Raw genomic sequence first — 16,925 nt, 5'->3', positions numbered from 1 at the left:
TCTCGGGCTTTCCTCCGGGCGCTTCCCTTCGGTCTTGCGTTTCCGACTCTATCAGATCTTTTCTCGATCCGATTTCCTCGGTGCTTTCCAGGTTCTCGCTCTCGCGTTTCCCTTTCCGGCGGTTCCGACTTTATCAGAGATTCTGAGTCGGATTTCCCGCCCCTCCGGGAGGTTGGCCCGGACGCACGAGGCGACCGGCTTCCCGCTGGGGTGGAGCCGTAAACGTACTGGAGCGGGGCGCCCCGATGCAAATCGAGGGGCCCCGCTCCGGGTTCACACCTGAGTGGGTGTCAAACCTCCACCACGACCGGCAGGATCATCGGCCGGCGCCGGTAGGTGTCGGACACCCACTTGCCCAGCGTGCGGCGGACCAGTTGCTGCAGCTGGTGGGGCTCGACCACGCCGTCCTGGGCGGAGCGCTCCAGCGCCTCCGCGATCTTCGGAAGGACCGCGTCGAAGGCGGAGTCCTCGATACCGGAGCCGCGGGCCTGGACGTGCGGGCCGCCGGTGATCTTGCCCGTGGAGGAGTCGACCACCACGAAGACCGAGATGATGCCCTCCTCGCCGAGGATCTTGCGGTCCTTCAGCGCGGGCTCACCGACATCGCCCACGGACAGGCCGTCGACGTAGACATAGCCCGCCTGGACCTTGCCGGAGATCTTGGCCTTGCCCTGCACGAGGTCGACGGTCACGCCGTCCTCGGCGATGACGATGCGGTCGTGCGGGACACCGGTGAGGGCGCCCAGCTCGGCGTTGGCGCGCAGGTGGCGCCATTCGCCGTGGACCGGCATCAGGTTCCGCGGGCGGCAGATGTTGTAGAAGTACAGCAGCTCGCCGGCGGAGGCGTGGCCGGAGACGTGGACCTTGGCGTTGCCCTTGTGGACGACGTTCGCGCCCCAACGGGTCAGGCCGTTGATCACGCGGTAGACCGCGTTCTCGTTGCCCGGGATGAGCGAGGACGCCAGGATCACCGTGTCGCCCTGGACAATGCGGATCTGGTGGTCCCGGTTGGCCATGCGGGACAGGGCGGCCATCGGTTCGCCCTGGGAGCCGGTGCAGACCAGTACGACCTCGTGGTCCGGCAGGTCGTCGAGCGTCTTGACGTCCACGACCAGGCCCGGCGGCACCTTCAGATAGCCGAGGTCCCGGGCGATGCCCATGTTGCGAACCATGGAACGGCCGACGAAGGCGACCCGGCGGCCGTACTCGTGGGCCGCGTCCAGGATCTGCTGGATGCGGTGGACGTGGCTGGCGAAGCTGGCCACGATGATCCGCTTGCGGGCGCCGGCGAAGACCTGCCGCAGCACGCTGGAGATGTCCCGCTCGTGCGGCGTGAAGCCGGGGACCTCGGCGTTCGTGGAGTCGGTGAGGAGGAGGTCGATACCCTCCTCGCTCAGCCGCGCGAAGGCGTGCAGGTCCGTGAGGCGGTTGTCCAGCGGGAGCTGGTCCATCTTGAAGTCGCCGGTGTGGACGATCATGCCCGCGGGGGTGCGGATGGCGACGGCCAGCGCGTCCGGGATGGAGTGGTTGACCGCGATGAACTCGCAGTCGAAGGGGCCGAGGCGCTCGCGGTTCCCCTCCGCCACCTCGAGGGTGTACGGGCGGATGCGGTGCTCCTGGAGCTTGGCCTCGATCAGGGCGAGGGTCAGCTTGGAGCCGATGAGCGGGATGTCCGGCTTCTCACGCAGGAGGAAGGGGACGCCGCCGATGTGGTCCTCGTGGCCGTGCGTGAGGACGATGCCCTCGATGTCGTCGAGGCGGTCCCTGATGGACGAGAAGTCCGGCAGGATCAGGTCGATTCCGGGCTGCTCCTCCTCGGGGAAGAGCACTCCGCAGTCGACGATCAGCAGGCGGCCGCCGTACTCGAAGACCGTCATGTTCCGGCCGATCTCGCCGAGGCCGCCGAGCGGGGTGACCCGCAGGCCGCCCTCGGGGAGGGGCGGCGGCGGGCCGAGTTCAGGATGCGGATGACTCAAAAGACTCTCCTCACCACGCACGCCACGTACCGGTCGGGCACGTGGCGCGCGTGACGTTCGTGCAGAAGCAGTTGTCGTTGTCGTGTCGCAGGCACCGGTGGCCTGCTTATTCAGTTGTGGAGCTCAGGTGCGCGGGGCGGTGGCGCGCGGCCGCGCGAAGTCTGTTGTCAGAGCTGTACCCCGCCGGCGGCAAGATCGATCTTGAGCTGCTCGATCTCCTCGGGCGAGCACTCGACCATCGGCGCGCGCAGCGGCCCGGCGGGCAGGCCCTTCAGGGCGAGCGCGGCCTTGGTGGTCATGACGCCCTGGGTGCGGAACATGCCGGTGTAGACCGGGAGCAGCTTCTGGTGGATCTCGGTGGCCTTGACGACGTCGCCGGAGACGTACGCGTCGACGAGGGCGCGCAGGTCGGGGGTGACGAGGTGGCCGACGACCGAGACGAAGCCGACCGCGCCCACGGAGAGCAGGGGCAGGTTCAGCATGTCGTCGCCGGAGTACCAGGCGAGGCCGGAGCGGGCGATGGCCCAGCTGGCCCGGCCGAGGTCGCCCTTGGCGTCCTTGTTGGCGACGATCCGGGGGTGCTCGGCGAGGCGGACGAGCGTCTCCGTGTTGATCGGGACGCCGCTGCGGCCGGGGATGTCGTACAGCATGACCGGCAGCTCGGTGGCGTCGGCGACGGCCTTGAAGTGCCGGTACAGGCCCTCCTGCGGGGGCTTGTTGTAGTACGGCGTGACGACGAGCAGGCCGTGGGCGCCGGTCTTCTCGGCGGCGCGGGCCAGCTCGATGCTGTGGTGGGTGTCGTTGGTGCCGACGCCGACCACCACGTGGGCCCGGTCGCCGACCGCCTCCAGGACCGCTCGTACCAGGTCCGTTTTCTCCGCGTCACTGGTGGTGGGGGACTCGCCGGTGGTGCCGTTGACGATCAGGCCGTCGTTGCCTGCGTCCACCAGGTGGGTGGCGAGCCGCTGTGCGCCGTCGAGGTCGAGTGCGCCGTCCGCCGTGAAAGGCGTGACCATGGCGGTGAGGACCCGCCCGAAGGGGGTCTGCGGAGTGGAGGTCGGAGCCATGGGTTACACGCTACTCGTTGCTCACCAAGTGGTCTGCCCTCGGGGGTCCGGGCACATCGGGGCAAAGTAGGAGCCCGGCACTGCCTGCTCGGGGGTTCAAGCAGTGCCGGGTCCGTTTGATCAGGCTAGATGAACTTCTCTTACCCCCGCAATACGGACACTTCGCAAGGCTGATCCGTACATGTGTACCGGGCAGGGGAACGCTGGTGCGTTACGGCGCCACACGGCCGTTCGCATTGAAGGCGGCGTAGGTGAGCGGCATGAGCCTGGCCCACTCGGCCTCCATCTTCTCGCCGACCATCTCGATCTCCCGCTGCGGGAAGGAGGGCACCTTCGCCAGCTCGTGCTGGGTGCGCAGGCCGAGGAAGTGCATCAGGGAGCGGGCGTTGCAGGTGGCGTACATCGAGGAGAACAGGCCGACCGGCAGGACCGCGCGGGCGACCTCGCGGGCGACGCCGGCGGCGAGCATCTCGCGGTAGGTCCGGTACGCCCGGCGGTAGGACTCCTCCATCGAGTCGCTCGCGAGCTTGTGCTGCTCGGGCGTGCCCTCGACGAACTGGTACTTGCCCGGGCGGCCCTCCTGGACCAGCTTGCGGTCGGCGCCGGGGACGTAGAAGACGGGCTGGAGCTCCCGGTAGCGGCCGGACTCCTCGTTGTACGACCAGCCGACCCGGTGCCGCATGAACTCGCGGAAGACGAAGATCGGGGCGCTGACGAAGAACGTCATGGAGTTGTGCTCGAACGGGCTGCCGTGCCGGTCGCGCATCAGGTAGTTGATCAGGCCCTTGGAGCGCTCCGGGTCCTTCTGCAGCTCGTCGAGGGACTGCTCCCCGAGCGTGGAGACACGGGCGGCGAACAGTACGTCGGAGTCCGCAGCGCTGTGTTTCACCAGCTCCACAGTGACATCGCTGCGGAACTCGATCTTGAAGTCGTCCTCGGGGATCACGGTGTTGGGGGGCCTTCCCGTCTCGTCGTCTGGCGCACGCCACTCTACCCAGTGAGACGTTTGGTGCCGGACGGCAAGAAGTCGGTGAAACAGGGCACCTTTGCGGGGGTTCGTTCGTCTCTACGGATGACAAAGATCCGTTCTGTCCCTGAAGGGAGACCCACCCCCGATGTCCGGTCGGCGTGAACCCGTCCCGTTCGCCTTCCTCGCCGAGGCCGACAGGTTCCGCAGTAATGTCACTCCCCCGCCGCGCCAGCGCGCGTCCGCCGGTCAGCTGGCCGGGCGGCTGCTGCTGGGGCTGACCATCGTGGCCGCGCTGGTCGGCTCACTGATGCTGGGGATGCCGGCGCTGAGCCTCGATCACTCCTCCACCTCGCCCCAGCATTCGCAGGCGTCCGAGGGCCACTGACGGCCGCGCTCGGCCGTCGGGGCGCGGGCGTGGTGCGTCGCCATGGCCCCAATGCTGGAGAGCCGGCGCGTGGCCGGATAGCCTCACCGGGCACAGCAGATGCCGGGATCGAGTGAGGACCAGCCGTGCCCCTGCCCTTCCTGACGGCCGACCGCGCTGACGACGCGGAGGCAGCCGACGATCTCGCGCTGCCCCACGACGACCGGGACCGGTGGCGGCGCCCCTACCGGCCCGGGCCCTGGCGGGTGGCCGCGGCCGCGCTGTGGCTGCTGCTGGCGTCGTACGTGCTGTCCGCGGCGGTGATCATCGCGCTGGCCGGTACGGCCGCCGGGGCCGCCGCGGTCTTCGGTGCGGCGCTGCTGATCGTCGCCGGGGCGTTGCGGCTGCTGCGCATGGGTGTGTGGGTGAGTGCGCGGGGGCTGCGGCATGTGGGCTTCTTCGTCACGCGGACGGTGCCGTGGGAGCGGGTCGGGAGCGTGCGGACGGTGCAGCAGCCGGTGCGGTGGCTGGGGTTGCCCCGGACTGTGCAGGGGCAGGCGCTGGTGCTGGTGCGGGGTGGGCGCGCCGGGGAGGCGGTGGCGCTGCTGACCACGCACAGTGCGGACTTCTTGGCTCGCGCGGAGGCGTTTGATCGGGCGGCGGACGCGGTGGAGGCGTGGGCGGCGGAGAACCGGCGGGGCGGCCTCGGCTGACGGTGCCCTGCGTCGGGCTGGGCCGAGCGCGGTTTCAGCGCTGCTCGCTTGGAGGTGCCGCTGCGCCCACCCGTGCCGCCCTGGGGGTACCCCCTGCAGGGCGGCCGCAGGCCGCGGGTGCGTGCAGCTACGCCGAGACCGGTTTGCCCTCGTGGAGGGCTATGGCTCGTTGCATGGCCTTGCGGGCTCGGGGGGTGTCTCGGGCGTCGTGGTAGGCGACGGCGAGGCGGAACCAGCAGCGCCAGTCGTCGGGGGCCGCCTCGGTCTCGGCCTTGCGCTTGGCGAAGACCTCGTCCGCCGAGTCGCGGTCGATACGGCCGCTGGGCAGGCGGGTGAGCTCGTCGACCGGGAGGCCGCCCTCGGCCTCCAGTTCCGCGGCGAGGGCGTTGGCCTTGCGGACGAACTGGGTGTTCTTCCACAGGAACCACAGGCCGATCACCGGCAGGATCAGCACCGCGATGCCGAAGGTGACGGTCAGCGGCGTGCCCGATTCGATGAGCATGACGCCGCGGCTGCCGACCAGGACGAAGTAGAAGACCAGGACGGCGGCCGTGACGAGGTAGGTGATCTTCGCGCGCATGGGGGTTCGCAGGCTCAGTTCAGGTCGAGGAAGTGTTCCAGGCCGAAGGTCAGGCCGGGGGTGCTGACCACGCGGCGCACGCCGAGCAGGATGCCCGGCATGAAGCTGCTGTGGTGCAGGGAGTCGTGCCGGACGGTGAGGGTCTCGCCCTCGCCGCCGAGCAGGACCTCCTGGTGGGCCAGCAGGCCGCGCAGCCGGACCGCGTGGACCGGCACACCGTCGACGTTCGCGCCGCGGGCGCCGTCCAGGGCCGTCACCGTGGCGTCCGGTGCCGGTGCGGAGCCGGCCTTGGCGCGGGCCTCGGCGATGAGCTGGGCGGTGCGGGTGGCGGTGCCGGAGGGGGCGTCCACCTTGTTGGGGTGGTGCAGTTCCACCACTTCGACCGACTCGAAGTACGGCGCGGCGATCTGCGCGAACTTCATGGTCAGCACGGCGCCGATGGAGAAGTTCGGGGCGATGAGCACGCCGGTCTCCGGGGACTGGGCGAGCCAGCCCTTGAGCTGCGCGAGGCGGTCGTCGGTCCAGCCCGTCGTCCCGACGACGGCGTGGATGCCGTGCCGGACGCAGAAGTCCAGGTTGCCCATGACCGAGGCGGGGGTGGTCAGCTCGACCGCGACCTGGGCGCCGGTCTCCGCCAGCGTCTCCAGCTTGTCGCCGCGGCCGAGGGCGGCCACCAGCTCCATGTCCTCGGCGGCCTCGACCGCCTTGACCGCCTCGGACCCGATCCGGCCGTTGGCACCGAGGACCGCCACGCGCAGCTTGCTCATCTTTTGCTTCCTTACCGAATCCGGAGGCGGAGGGATCAGGCGACCGCGTCGTGCAGTCGCGCGGCCTGCTTGTCCTTCAGCGGGCCGATGACCGACAGCGACGGCCGCCGGCCCAGGATGTCGCGGGCGACCGAGCGGACCTCGTCCGGGGTCACGGCCGCTATCCGGGCCAGCATGTCGTCGACGGACATCTGCTCGCCCCAGCACAGCTCACTCTTGCCGATGCGGTTCATGAGCGCACCCGTGTCCTCCAGACCGAGCACGGTGGAACCGCGCAGCTGGCCGATGGCCCGCTCGATCTCGTCGTCGGACAGGCCGTGCTCGGCGACCTGGTCGAGCTCGTCCCGGCAGATCCGCAGCACGTCGTGGACCTGGGAGGGCCGGCAGCCGGCGTACACGCCGAACAGGCCGCAGTCGGCGAAGCCGGAGGTGTACGAGTACACGCTGTAGGCCAGGCCGCGCTTCTCGCGGACCTCCTGGAACAGGCGCGAGGACATGCCGCCGCCGAGGGCGGTGTTCAGCACGCCGAGCGCCCAGCGGCGGTCGTCGGTGCGGGCCAGGCCCGGCATGCCGAGCACGACGTGCGCCTGCTCGGTCTTCCGGTTCAGCAGCTCGACCTTGCCGGCGGTGCGCAGGGTGCGGCTGCCCTGGCGCGGGCCGATCGGCTGGGCGTCGTCGCTGCGGAACGCGCCGGCCTTCTCGAAGGCGGCCCGCACCTGACGGACGACCTTGTTGTGGTCGATGTTGCCGGCGCAGGCCACGACCAGGTGCGTCGGGTCGTAGTGCTTCTTGTAGAAGCGGCGGATGCGGTCGGCGGTGAGCGCGTTGACCGTGTCGACGGTGCCGAGGACCGGGCGGCCGAGGGGGTTGTCGCCGAACATCGTGTGCGCGAACAGGTCGTGCACACAGTCGCCGGGGTCGTCCTCGGTCATGGCGATCTCTTCGAGGATCGCGCCGCGCTCGACGTCGACGTCCTCCTCCTGGATCAGGGAGCCCGTCAGCATGTCGCAGACGACGTCGATGGCGAGCGGCAGGTCGGTGTCGAGCACGCGCGCGTAGTAGCACGTGTACTCCTTGGCCGTGAACGCGTTCATCTCGCCGCCGACGGCGTCCAGGGCGGAGGAGATGTCCAGCGCCGACCGGCGGCTGGTGCCCTTGAAGAGCAGGTGCTCCAGGTAGTGCGTGGCGCCGTTCAGCGACGGGGTCTCGTCCCGGGAGCCGACGTGCGCCCAGATGCCGAACGTGGCGGAGCGGACCGAGGGCAGGGTCTCGGTGACGATGCGCAGGCCGCCCGGGAGGGTGGTGCGGCGGACCGTGCCGATGCCGTTCTCGCCCTTGATGAGGGTTTGGGTACGGGCGACGGCCCGCGCCTCCGAAGAGGTGCGGGCCGTCGCCTTGAAGCCACGGGACGTCACTGGTCGGCGTCGTCCTTCGCGTTCTCGTCGCCGTCCTCGCCCTCGATCACGGGAACGAGGGAGAGCTTGCCGCGGGAGTCGATCTCGGCGATCTCGACCTGGACCTTCTGGCCCACACCGAGGACGTCCTCGACGTTCTCCACGCGCTTGCCGCCGGCGAGCTTGCGGATCTGCGAGATGTGCAGCAGACCGTCCTTGCCGGGCAGCAGGGAGACGAACGCACCGAAGGTGGTCGTCTTGACGACCGTGCCCAGGTAGCGCTCGCCGACCTCGGGCATCGTCGGATTGGCGATGCCGTTGATCGTGGCGCGGGCGGCCTCCGCCGAGGGACCGTCGGCGGCACCGATGTAGATCGTGCCGTCGTCCTCGATGGTGATCTCGGCGCCCGTGTCCTCCTGGATCTGGTTGATCATCTTGCCCTTGGGGCCGATGACCTCACCGATCTTGTCGACCGGGATCTTGACGGTGATGATCCGCGGGGCGTGCGGGCTCATCTCGTCGGGCCGGTCGATGGCCTCCATCATCACGTCGAGGATGTGGAGGCGAGCGTCGCGGGCCTGCTTGAGGGCGGCGCCCAGGACGGAGGCCGGGATGCCGTCCAGCTTGGTGTCGAGCTGGAGGGCGGTGACGAACTCCTTGGTGCCGGCGACCTTGAAGTCCATGTCACCGAAGGCGTCCTCCGCACCGAGGATGTCGGTGAGGGTGACGTAGTGCGTCTCGCCCTCGATCTCCTGGGAGATCAGGCCCATGGCGATACCGGCGACCGGGGCCTTCAGCGGCACACCGGCGTTCAGCAGCGACATGGTGGAGGCGCAGACCGAGCCCATGGACGTCGAGCCGTTCGAGCTGAGCGCCTCGGACACCTGGCGGATCGCGTAGGGGAACTCCTCGCGCGTCGGCAGGACCGGCACCAGGGCGCGCTCGGCGAGGGCGCCGTGGCCGATCTCGCGGCGCTTCGGGGAGCCGACGCGGCCGGTCTCGCCGGTGGAGTACGGCGGGAAGTTGTAGTTGTGCATGTAGCGCTTGCGGGTCACCGGGGAGAGGGTGTCCAGCTGCTGCTCCATGCGCAGCATGTTCAGCGTGGTGACGCCCAGGATCTGGGTCTCGCCACGCTCGAACACCGCGGAGCCGTGGACCCGCGGGATGGCCTCGACCTCGGCGGCCAGGGTGCGGATGTCCGTCAGCCCGCGGCCGTCGATGCGCTTCTTCTCCTTGATCACGCGCTCGCGGACCAGCTGCTTGGTCAGCGCGCGGTACGCGGCGGAGATCTCCTTCTCGCGGCCCTCGAACTCCGGCAGGAGCTTCTCGGCGGCGAGGCCCTTGACGCGGTCCAGCTCGGCCTCGCGCTCCTGCTTGCCGGCGATGGTGAGCGCCTGGGCGAGCTCGGGCTTGACGGCGGCGGTCAGCGCCTCGAGGACGTCGTCCTGGTAGTCCAGGAAGATCGGGAACTCGGCGACCGGCTTGGCGGCCTTGGACGCCAGGTCCGACTGGGCCTTGCAGAGCACCTTGATGAAGGGCTTCGCGGCCTCGAGACCGGCGGCGACGACCTCCTCGGTGGGGGCCTCGGCGCCGCCCTCGACGAGCTTGATGGTCTTCTCGGTGGCCTCGGCCTCGACCATCATGATCGCGACGTCGCCGTCCTCCAGGACACGGCCCGCGACGACCATGTCGAAGACGGCGTCCTCGAGCTCGGTGTGCGTCGGGAAGGCCACCCACTGGCCGCGGATCAGCGCGACGCGGACGCCGCCGATCGGGCCGGAGAAGGGCAGGCCGGCCAGCTGCGTCGACGCGGACGCGGCGTTGATCGCCACGACGTCGTACAGGTGGTCGGGGTTGAGCGCCATGACCGTGCAGACGACCTGGATCTCGTTGCGCAGGCCCTTCTTGAAGGACGGGCGCAGCGGGCGGTCGATGAGGCGGCAGGTGAGGATCGCGTCCTCGGAGGGCCGGCCCTCACGGCGGAAGAAGCTGCCGGGGATCTTGCCGGCGGCGTACATCCGCTCCTCGACGTCCACCGTCAGGGGGAAGAAGTCGAGCTGGTCCTTGGGGTTCTTGGAGGCGGTGGTGGCCGACAGCACCATGGTGTCGTCGTCCAGGTACGCCACGGCGGAGCCGGCGGCCTGCTTGGCCAGGCGGCCCGTCTCGAAGCGGATGGTGCGGGTGCCGAAGGCGCCGTTGTCGATGACGGCCTCGGCGTAGTGGGTCTCGTTCTCCACTAGCGTTTTCTCCTCGTCCTCGTCCCTCCTCGCCCGTGTGGCGGGGGGACGGTGGCGGAGAAGCGCTCCTGCGGTGCGGGCCGGTCTTCGATCGAAGCACCCGGGGTTCGCTGCCCCGGGGGCCACTACCGAGGACCGGCGGCGGCGTGGTGCGCTTCTCCTCTTCGTCGTACGTGATGGCCTCTACCCTGCGTGGGCGGGCCATATCACGCGGTGTCGTGCTTACTGCGTTGTGCTACCACACTACAAAGGGGCGGTGACACTCCGCACGTACAGCAAAGGGAGCGGCCCCCTCTTCCCGGGAACCGCTCCCTTCACGGCGTCTTACTTCGCGCCCGCCGCACCGCGGCGGATGCCGAGACGGTCGACCAGCGTACGGAAGCGCTGGATGTCCTTCTTGGCGAGGTACTGCAGCAGTCGGCGGCGCTGACCGACCAGGATCAGCAGACCACGACGGGAGTGGTGGTCGTGCTTGTGGGTCTTGAGGTGCTCGGTCAGGTCCGAGATCCGGCGCGAGAGCATGGCGACCTGGACCTCGGGGGAGCCGGTGTCGCCCTCCTTCTGGCCGAACTCGGCGATGATCTGCTTCTTCGTAGCGGCGTCGAGCGACACGCGTACTCCTCAATACTGTGATTGCCGCCGAGTGCCCCCGGTCTACGTCTCGGGGGAGCTTCCACAACTCGGGAGGCGGGGATCCGCTGGGCGCGACCTCCAGGGCCCGCGAGGGCTTCCGGGGGTGCGTACACATACGGCCGTCACTCAGGGTACCAGGCGCAGGCAGGCGCCTTGCGCCAGGTCCCGGAACCGCCCGGACACAGGGCCCGCGGCCACTAGGGTGACCTCACTGATCGTTCCTACCTCACAGAAGGGGTCGGTGGGGCATGGCGGAGTCGGCTGAGTCGGCGGCGGAGATCAAGGCGCGCAAGGAGCGCGAGCGGGACGAGCTGTACGCGCTCGACATCTCGGGGGTCGAGTGGCACAGCGCGCCGGGCACCGAGCAGGACGAGGAGCGCGTCGAGATCGCCTACCTTCCGGGCGGTGCCGTGGCGATGCGCTCGTCCCTCGACCCGGACACCGTGCTGCGGTACACGGAGGCGGAGTGGCGGGCCTTCGTGCTGGGCGCACGGGACGGGGAATTCGACCTGGAGCCGGCCGGGGAGAGCGGCGGGGCGGACGCCGGGTGACGGCGGGGTGCGCCGCGTGACGGGACGCGCGGCGTGACATCGGCGTGCGCCGGCTGACGGCCGGGTGCGCCGGCTGACGGCGGGGTGCGCCGACTGACGGCCGGGTGCGCGGGCTGACCGTCGGCGCCCGGAGTCGGTGTGGTGGATCGCGGTTCGGGGCGGCACTTGTGGGTGCCGCCCCTTTTTGGTGTGCGGTTGCTCGATGCCGGATCTGCCGTGGCCGCACAAGTGCCGGTCGAGTGCGGGAGGTTGGGCGGTTTCTGACCAAAAGGCGCTCATATACGGCCATTTCACTGCCGTGTGGGGCGTCCTGGGCCGGTGGGAAGGGGCGGACGGGTCTGACGGCGCGGGGTACCTGGTGATTAGGCTGGGACCGGCGCGACGTCAGAACCCGTGGACCGGGCGTCAGCGTCACAGGGGGAGGGCCGCTGATCGGACGACCTCGTATCACTTCGGACCACTCGAACGACACATCAAGGTCGCCCCGGCACGGCTTGAGGGTGCTCGACCACACCAGGAGGAACTGTGAGCAGCGATCGGGACGGGATCCGCGGGGGCTGGGCCACGCCCGGCGACGATCAGCCCGACGCGGAGTCCGCCGTCGAGACGACGGGCGAGTTCACCATCGACTACGCGCCGCCCGCCTGGTACACGCAGAACGCGGCCGGGGGGTCGGGGGGCGACAGCGCAGGCTCCGGTTCCGGCACGGGCGGGGGCGACGCGAGCGGGAGCTCCGGTGCGGGCCGTGGGAACACCGCGGGCGGCCCCGGTGCGGGTGCGTCCGGTTCCGCTTCGGCGGGGGCGCCTGGTGGCGGTACGCCCGGGGGGCCGACGGCGGTTCCCAGCATCCCGCTGCCCGGGCTGACGCCGCCGCCGCACGCGGCCGGTGGGTCCGGCGCCTCCTTCACTCCGCCTCCGCCGGCGCCGGGGGCGCCCTTCACACCGCCCGCGCCGGCGCCCGGCGCGCCGTTCACTCCGCCCGCTCCGGCGCCCGTGCCGGGGGCACCCTTCACGCCTCCGGCACCTGCGCCTGCGCCTGCGCCTGCGCCCGGGAGCGCGTACCCGCCGCCTCCGCCGCCGACCGGCAGCCCGGTCGCGGTTCCCAAGCTTCCGGTGGGGAGCGGGTTCGAGCCGCAGCGGCCGGAGACTCCCGGGGAGCCGGAGCAGCAGCGGGAGCAGCCGTCCGAGCGGAAGGCGGAGACGCCGGCTGCCGCCGACCCCGCCTCGCCGACCGCCGTCCCGAACATTCCGGTTCCGGGGTTCCAGGGGCCGTGGGGGGCTTCCGCGGGTGCCACGGCTCCGGCGAGCACGGCCGATGCGGTGGACGCGCCGGCCGCGCCGTCCGGTTCGGACGCCGATGAGGCCGCTTCCGGTGCCGGGGACATCGAGAGCGGTGCCACCATGCGCTTCTCGACGGCCGCGCTGAAGCGGGAGTTCGCCGAGCGGGATGCCGAGGCCGCGGCCGCGGCCAAGGCCGAGGCCGAGGCCACCGAAAAGGCCGACGCCGAGGCGGGGTCCAAGGCCGACTCCACGGCCGATTCCCCGGCCGACTCCAAGGCCGAGGAGCGCGAAGAGGCTCGCGAGGATGCCGAGGAGGAGACCGCGGCAACCGGTGACGCCTCGGCCGAGGAACCGACGGCGGCTGGGGAGACGCAGGACGACCTCCCGACAGCCGAGGACCGGGGCGACACCGAGGCGGCCGGGGCGACCGACGGGTCCAGCGACGCGTCCGACGACGAGGCTCGTTCGGACGTGGAATCCGCCTCCGGCGACGACGGTGACGGCGCGGACGCCGCTGAGGCGTCGGACGCCTCCGCCGACACTGAGGGCTCGGACACCGAGGACGCCCACGACGCCGAGGACACCGACTCCGTCGCGTCCGGCGAGACCGGCGAGTCCGCCGATCACTCCCCCGCCGCCGCTTCTGCAGAGGAGGCGGAGGCCGAGCCGGCCGACGGCGCGGCCATCGCCGAGGAGCCCGCCGACGCGGCCCGGGCCATCGGGACCACGGGTGAGCCGCAGGACGCCGTACCCTCCGCGGAGGCCGGTACAGAGCCGCAGGACGCCGTCCAGGCCCCCGCCCCGTCGCAGGACGCCCCGGCCCCGGCCGCCCCGCCCGCGCCCGCACCCGCACCCGCGCCCGCGCCCGCGCAGCAGCCCGGTGTGCCTCCGCTGCCGCCGGCGTACCAGCCGGCCGCACCCGCCCCGGCGGCGCAGTGGCCCGGCCGGCCGCAGCCGGAGCCCGCGGCGCAGCCGCAGCCGCACGTCCCGCAGGACCAGCCCCCGTTCCAGCCGCAGGCACCGCAGCCCGCGCCCGCCGCCTGGAACCCGCCCGCGGCTCCCCCGGCCGCGCCGCCGCCGGGCCAGCCGTATCCGACCGCCCCGGCGGCGCAGCAGCCGCCCGTCCCGCAGCCGGGTACCGCGCCCGCCCCGAACCCGCCCGCCGGCTACGGCTTCCCGCAGCCTGCGGCCACGTCTGCGCCGACCCCGCCGCAGGCCCCGAGCGGCTACGGCTTCCCCCAGCCGGGTGCGCCCGTGCCGCCGCCCGCGCCCGACTCGCCGCAGCCCAATGGTGGTTACGGCTTCCCGCAGGGGGCGCCCACGCCGTCGGCGCCCGACGCGCAGCCCGCGCCCCACGCCCCGCAGCAGCCCGGCGGTTACGGCTTCCCGCAGGCGGGCGTGCCCGCCCAGGCACCCAACCCGCCCGCCGGGTACGGCTTCCCGCACCCCGGTGCCCAGCCGGAGCAGGCCGTCGCCCCCAACCCCCCGGCGCAGCCCGGCGGTTACGGCTTCCCGCAGCCGCCCGCACAGCCGGAACACCCGGGACAGCCCGGGCCGTCCGCAGCGCAGGGTCAGCCCGGGCACCCCGGTCAGCCGTACCCCGGCATGCCCCAGCCTCCGGTGAGCGGGCAGCCCGAGGCCCGGCAGCCGCAGCCCTCCGCGCCCGTCGCCCCGGACGCCCCCGGTGCGCCGGCCGGCCCGCACGGTGCCCCCGGCTTCCCCGGTGCCCCGCAGGACGGCGCCGCCCCGTACGACCCGGCGCAGGCCCCGCACCCCGCCGGACAGGCGCCCGCGCAGGCCCCGCAGGCGCCCGTGGACCCGCGGCTCGGGGCCGCCTGGCCGCAGCCCATGCAGCACGACCAGCGCCAGCCCACCAACCCGGGTGCGCCGCTCGGGTACACCGCCGCCGTGGAACTGTCCTCGGACCGGCTGCTCAACACCAAGAAGCAGAAGGCGAAGAGCTCCCGCCCGGTCGGCGGCGGTTCGCGCTTCAAGCTGGGCGGCAAGAAGGAGGAGGCCGAGCGGCAGCGCAAGCTCGACCTCATCCGCACGCCGGTGCTGTCCTGCTACCGGATCGCGGTCATCAGCCTCAAGGGCGGTGTCGGCAAGACGACCACGACGACCGCGCTGGGCTCGACCCTCGCCACCGAGCGGCAGGACAAGATCCTCGCCATCGACGCCAACCCGGACGCCGGCACCCTCGGCCGCCGGGTGCGCCGGGAGACCGGGGCGACCATCCGCGACCTCGTCCAGGCGATCCCGTACCTGAACTCCTACATGGACATCCGGCGGTTCACGTCGCAGGCGCCGTCCGGTCTGGAGATCATCGCCAACGACGTGGACCCGGCCGTGTCGACCACGTTCAACGACGAGGACTACCGGCGCGCCATCGACGTGCTGGGCAAGCAGTACCCGATCATCCTCACCGACTCGGGCACCGGTCTGCTCTACAGCGCCATGCGCGGCGTGCTGGACCTCGCCGATCAGCTGATCATCATCTCGACGCCGTCCGTGGACGGTGCGAGCAGCGCCAGTACGACGCTGGACTGGCTGTCCGCGCACGGGTACGCGGAGCTGGTCGCCCGGTCCATCACCGTCATCTCCGGGGTTCGCGAGACCGGCAAGATGATCAAGGTCGAGGACATCGTGGCGCACTTCGAGACGCGCTGCCGGGGTGTGGTCGTGGTGCCGTTCGACGAGCACCTCGCCGCCGGTGCCGAGGTCGACCTCGACATGATGCGGCCGAAGGTGCGGGAGGCGTACTTCAACCTCGCGGCGATGGTCGCCGAGGACTTCGTCCGGCACCAGCAGTCCCACGGCCTGTGGACCAGCGACGGCAACCCGCCGCCGGTGGCCGCCCCGCCGCTCCCGGGCCAGTCGGTCCCCGGCCAGCCCCAGCCCTACCCGGGCCAGCCGCAGCCCTTCCCGGGTCAGCCGCAGCCCTTCCCGGGTCAGCAAGTCCCGGGTCAGCAGGTCCCGGGTCAGCCGTACGGCGGCCAGCCGTACGGCGGCCAGCCGTACCCCGGTCAGCCGGTACCGGACCAGCCGTACCCCGGTCAGCCGGTCCCGGGCCAGCCCGGCCAGCCGTACCCGCAGGCGGCCGCCCAGCCGGGACAGCCGTACCCCCAGCCGGGCCAGCCCCCTCAGCCGGGCCAGCCGGCAGACGTCGGTCAGCCGGGCCAGCCGTACCCGCAGGCCGCGCAGCCGGGTCACCCCGGCCAGCCGGGGCAGCCTGGGCAGCCCGACCAGCAGGCCGCCCAGCAGCCGGGCTACCCGCCCGCCGGTTACGGCTACCCGCAGCCGCCGCAGCAGTAGCGGGAACAGGAGCAGCAGCAACAGCCCGGCCCGGCAGCGGGCCGGGACGGACAGGAAAGGGCGGCCGGTGCTCGAAGCACCGGCCGCCCTTCCGTGTCGTACGGGACTGCCGTGTCAGCGCGGCGGCTGCGCGGCCGCCACCAGCTCCCGGCAGCGCTTCACGTCCTGCGCCATCTGCTCCAGCAGCGCGTCCAGCGTGTCGAACTTCGCCTGCCCGCGCACGAACGCCAGGAAGTCGACGGCCACGTGCAGGCCGTACAGGTCGAGGCCGACGCGGTCGATGGCGTACGCCTCCACCGTGCGCTCGGTGCCGTCGAACTGCGGGTTGGTGCCCACGGAGATGGCGGCCGGCATCGCCTCGCCGTCGACGTGCAGCCAGCCGGCGTAGACGCCGTCGGCCGGGATCGCGGTGTGCGGCAGGGTCTCCACGTTGGCCGTGGGGAAGCCGAGTTCGCGGCCGCGCTGGGCGCCGCGCACGACCACGCCCTCCACCCGGTGCGGGCGGCCGAGGATCTCGGCGGCGCCGGCCACGTCGCCCTCGGCGACCAGCCGGCGGGTCAGCGTCGAGGAGAACGGCTGTCCGCCGCCCGCCTCACCCGACAGGTACAGGTCGACGACCTCGACCTCGAAGTCGTACACCTTGCCCTGCTCGGCGAGGAACTCCACATTGCCCGCGGCCTTGTGGCCGAAGCGGAAGTTGGGGCCCTCGACGACGGCCTTGGCGTGCAGCTTGTCGACGAGGACCTTGACGACGAAGTCGGCCGGCGAGAGCTTGGAGAACTCGGCGGTGAAGGGCAGGATCAGCACCGCGTCGACGCCCAGCTCCGCCATCAGCTCGCAGCGGCGGTGGTGCGGGGCGAGCAGCGGCGGGTGGCTGCCGGGGCGGACGACCTCGCTGGGGTGCGGGTCGAAGGTGACGACGACGGCGGGAACGCCCAGCTCGCGGGCCCGGTCCACGGCGTGCCGGATGATCAGCTGGTGGCCCCGGTGCACACCGTCGTAGGAGCCGATGGTGACGACGCTGCGCCCCCAGTCCTGGGGGATGTCCTCCAAGCCACGCCAGCGCTGCACTGTGAC

13 protein-coding genes and 1 pseudogene are annotated in these 16,925 nt (G+C 71.8%); 5 read left to right on the top strand and 9 right to left on the bottom strand.

Annotation, left to right across the window (positions count from 1 at the left end; genetic code table 11):
• Positions 1–290: 290 nt before the first annotated feature.
• The 3 genes from ACF1AL_RS31145 to thyX all read right to left on the bottom strand — a co-directional run bounded on the left by ACF1AL_RS31145 (position 291) and on the right by thyX (position 3,989).
• Entirely contained in the window at positions 291–1,976 is a 1,686-nt protein-coding gene (locus ACF1AL_RS31145) for a ribonuclease J (RefSeq protein WP_366841858.1), read from the bottom strand.
• A gap of 167 nt (positions 1,977–2,143) precedes the next feature.
• Positions 2,144–3,043, bottom strand: a complete 900-nt coding sequence (gene dapA / locus ACF1AL_RS31140; protein WP_391828304.1) for a 4-hydroxy-tetrahydrodipicolinate synthase — start codon at positions 3,041–3,043, stop codon at positions 2,144–2,146.
• Between the two features lie 211 nt (positions 3,044–3,254).
• Positions 3,255–3,989, bottom strand: a complete 735-nt coding sequence (gene thyX / locus ACF1AL_RS31135; RefSeq protein ID WP_391779531.1) for an FAD-dependent thymidylate synthase — start codon at positions 3,987–3,989, stop codon at positions 3,255–3,257.
• Between the two features lie 169 nt (positions 3,990–4,158).
• Here thyX and ACF1AL_RS31130 point away from each other — a divergent pair, with 169 nt between their 5' ends.
• Positions 4,159–4,398 carry a hypothetical protein gene (locus tag ACF1AL_RS31130; RefSeq protein ID WP_366841861.1) on the top strand — a complete coding sequence of 80 codons (240 nt, stop codon included), beginning with the start codon at positions 4,159–4,161 and terminating at the stop codon, positions 4,396–4,398.
• Positions 4,399–4,523: 125 nt separating this feature from the next.
• A complete protein-coding gene (locus ACF1AL_RS31125; protein WP_384212419.1) occupies positions 4,524–5,090 on the top strand; it encodes a hypothetical protein in 567 nt (188 codons plus the stop codon).
• 127 nt (positions 5,091–5,217) lie between these two features.
• Here ACF1AL_RS31125 and ACF1AL_RS31120 read toward each other — a convergent pair whose 3' ends face one another.
• From ACF1AL_RS31120 to rpsO, 5 genes are all read right to left on the bottom strand, one after another.
• Entirely contained in the window at positions 5,218–5,670 is a 453-nt protein-coding gene (locus tag ACF1AL_RS31120; RefSeq protein WP_386418098.1) for a hypothetical protein, read from the bottom strand.
• 14 nt (positions 5,671–5,684) lie between these two features.
• Positions 5,685–6,437: a 4-hydroxy-tetrahydrodipicolinate reductase gene (gene dapB, locus ACF1AL_RS31115; RefSeq protein ID WP_366841864.1), complete on the bottom strand. Its 753-nt coding sequence runs from the start codon at positions 6,435–6,437 to the stop codon at positions 5,685–5,687.
• Between the two features lie 35 nt (positions 6,438–6,472).
• On the bottom strand, positions 6,473–7,852 hold the full coding sequence (locus tag ACF1AL_RS31110; RefSeq protein WP_384212416.1) for a M16 family metallopeptidase: 1,380 nt from the start codon (positions 7,850–7,852) through the stop codon (positions 6,473–6,475).
• Positions 7,849–10,068 carry a polyribonucleotide nucleotidyltransferase gene (locus tag ACF1AL_RS31105; protein ID WP_391779528.1) on the bottom strand — a complete coding sequence of 740 codons (2,220 nt, stop codon included), beginning with the start codon at positions 10,066–10,068 and terminating at the stop codon, positions 7,849–7,851. The genes ACF1AL_RS31110 and ACF1AL_RS31105 overlap by 4 nt, the downstream gene beginning before the upstream one ends.
• Positions 10,069–10,392: 324 nt before the next feature.
• A complete protein-coding gene (gene rpsO, locus ACF1AL_RS31100) occupies positions 10,393–10,680 on the bottom strand; it encodes a 30S ribosomal protein S15 (RefSeq protein WP_016432306.1) in 288 nt (95 codons plus the stop codon).
• 269 nt (positions 10,681–10,949) lie between these two features.
• Between rpsO and ACF1AL_RS31095 the strand changes: the two genes are divergently transcribed.
• From ACF1AL_RS31095 to ACF1AL_RS31085, 3 genes and pseudogenes are all read left to right on the top strand, one after another.
• Positions 10,950–11,252: a DUF397 domain-containing protein gene (locus tag ACF1AL_RS31095; protein ID WP_366841867.1), complete on the top strand. Its 303-nt coding sequence runs from the start codon at positions 10,950–10,952 to the stop codon at positions 11,250–11,252.
• Positions 11,253–11,777: 525 nt separating this feature from the next.
• Positions 11,778–11,858, top strand: a pseudogene (locus ACF1AL_RS31090) (SCO5717 family growth-regulating ATPase); the annotation flags it as partial.
• A gap of 795 nt (positions 11,859–12,653) precedes the next feature.
• Entirely contained in the window at positions 12,654–15,848 is a 3,195-nt protein-coding gene (locus ACF1AL_RS31085; RefSeq protein ID WP_391828320.1) for an AAA family ATPase, read from the top strand.
• Between the two features lie 114 nt (positions 15,849–15,962).
• On the opposite strand, the gene ACF1AL_RS31080 is transcribed toward ACF1AL_RS31085, so the two are convergent.
• Positions 15,963–16,919: a bifunctional riboflavin kinase/FAD synthetase gene (locus tag ACF1AL_RS31080; protein ID WP_366841868.1), complete on the bottom strand. Its 957-nt coding sequence runs from the start codon at positions 16,917–16,919 to the stop codon at positions 15,963–15,965.
• Positions 16,920–16,925 lie beyond the last annotated feature (6 nt).

It is taken from the genome of Streptomyces sp. NPDC014801 (assembly GCF_043082085.1).
GTDB lineage: Bacteria > Actinomycetota > Actinomycetes > Streptomycetales > Streptomycetaceae > Streptomyces.
Note: the sequence above shows the minus strand (reverse complement) of the source record. Positions and strands in the feature narration are given on the sequence as shown.

Bases quoted from the DNA above. Each gene is read 5' to 3' on its own strand.
- dapA (WP_391828304.1), bottom strand. From the start codon at position 3,043: ATGGCTCCGACCTCCACTCCGCAGACCCCCTTCGGGCGGGTCCTCACC.
- ACF1AL_RS31130 (WP_366841861.1), top strand. From the start codon at position 4,159: ATGTCCGGTCGGCGTGAACCCGTCCCGTTCGCCTTCCTCGCCGAGGCC.
- ACF1AL_RS31120 (WP_386418098.1), bottom strand. From the start codon at position 5,670: ATGCGCGCGAAGATCACCTACCTCGTCACGGCCGCCGTCCTGGTCTTC.
- dapB (WP_366841864.1), bottom strand. From the start codon at position 6,437: ATGAGCAAGCTGCGCGTGGCGGTCCTCGGTGCCAACGGCCGGATCGGG.
- ACF1AL_RS31095 (WP_366841867.1), top strand. From the start codon at position 10,950: ATGGCGGAGTCGGCTGAGTCGGCGGCGGAGATCAAGGCGCGCAAGGAG.
- ACF1AL_RS31085 (WP_391828320.1), top strand. From the start codon at position 12,654: ATGCGCTTCTCGACGGCCGCGCTGAAGCGGGAGTTCGCCGAGCGGGAT.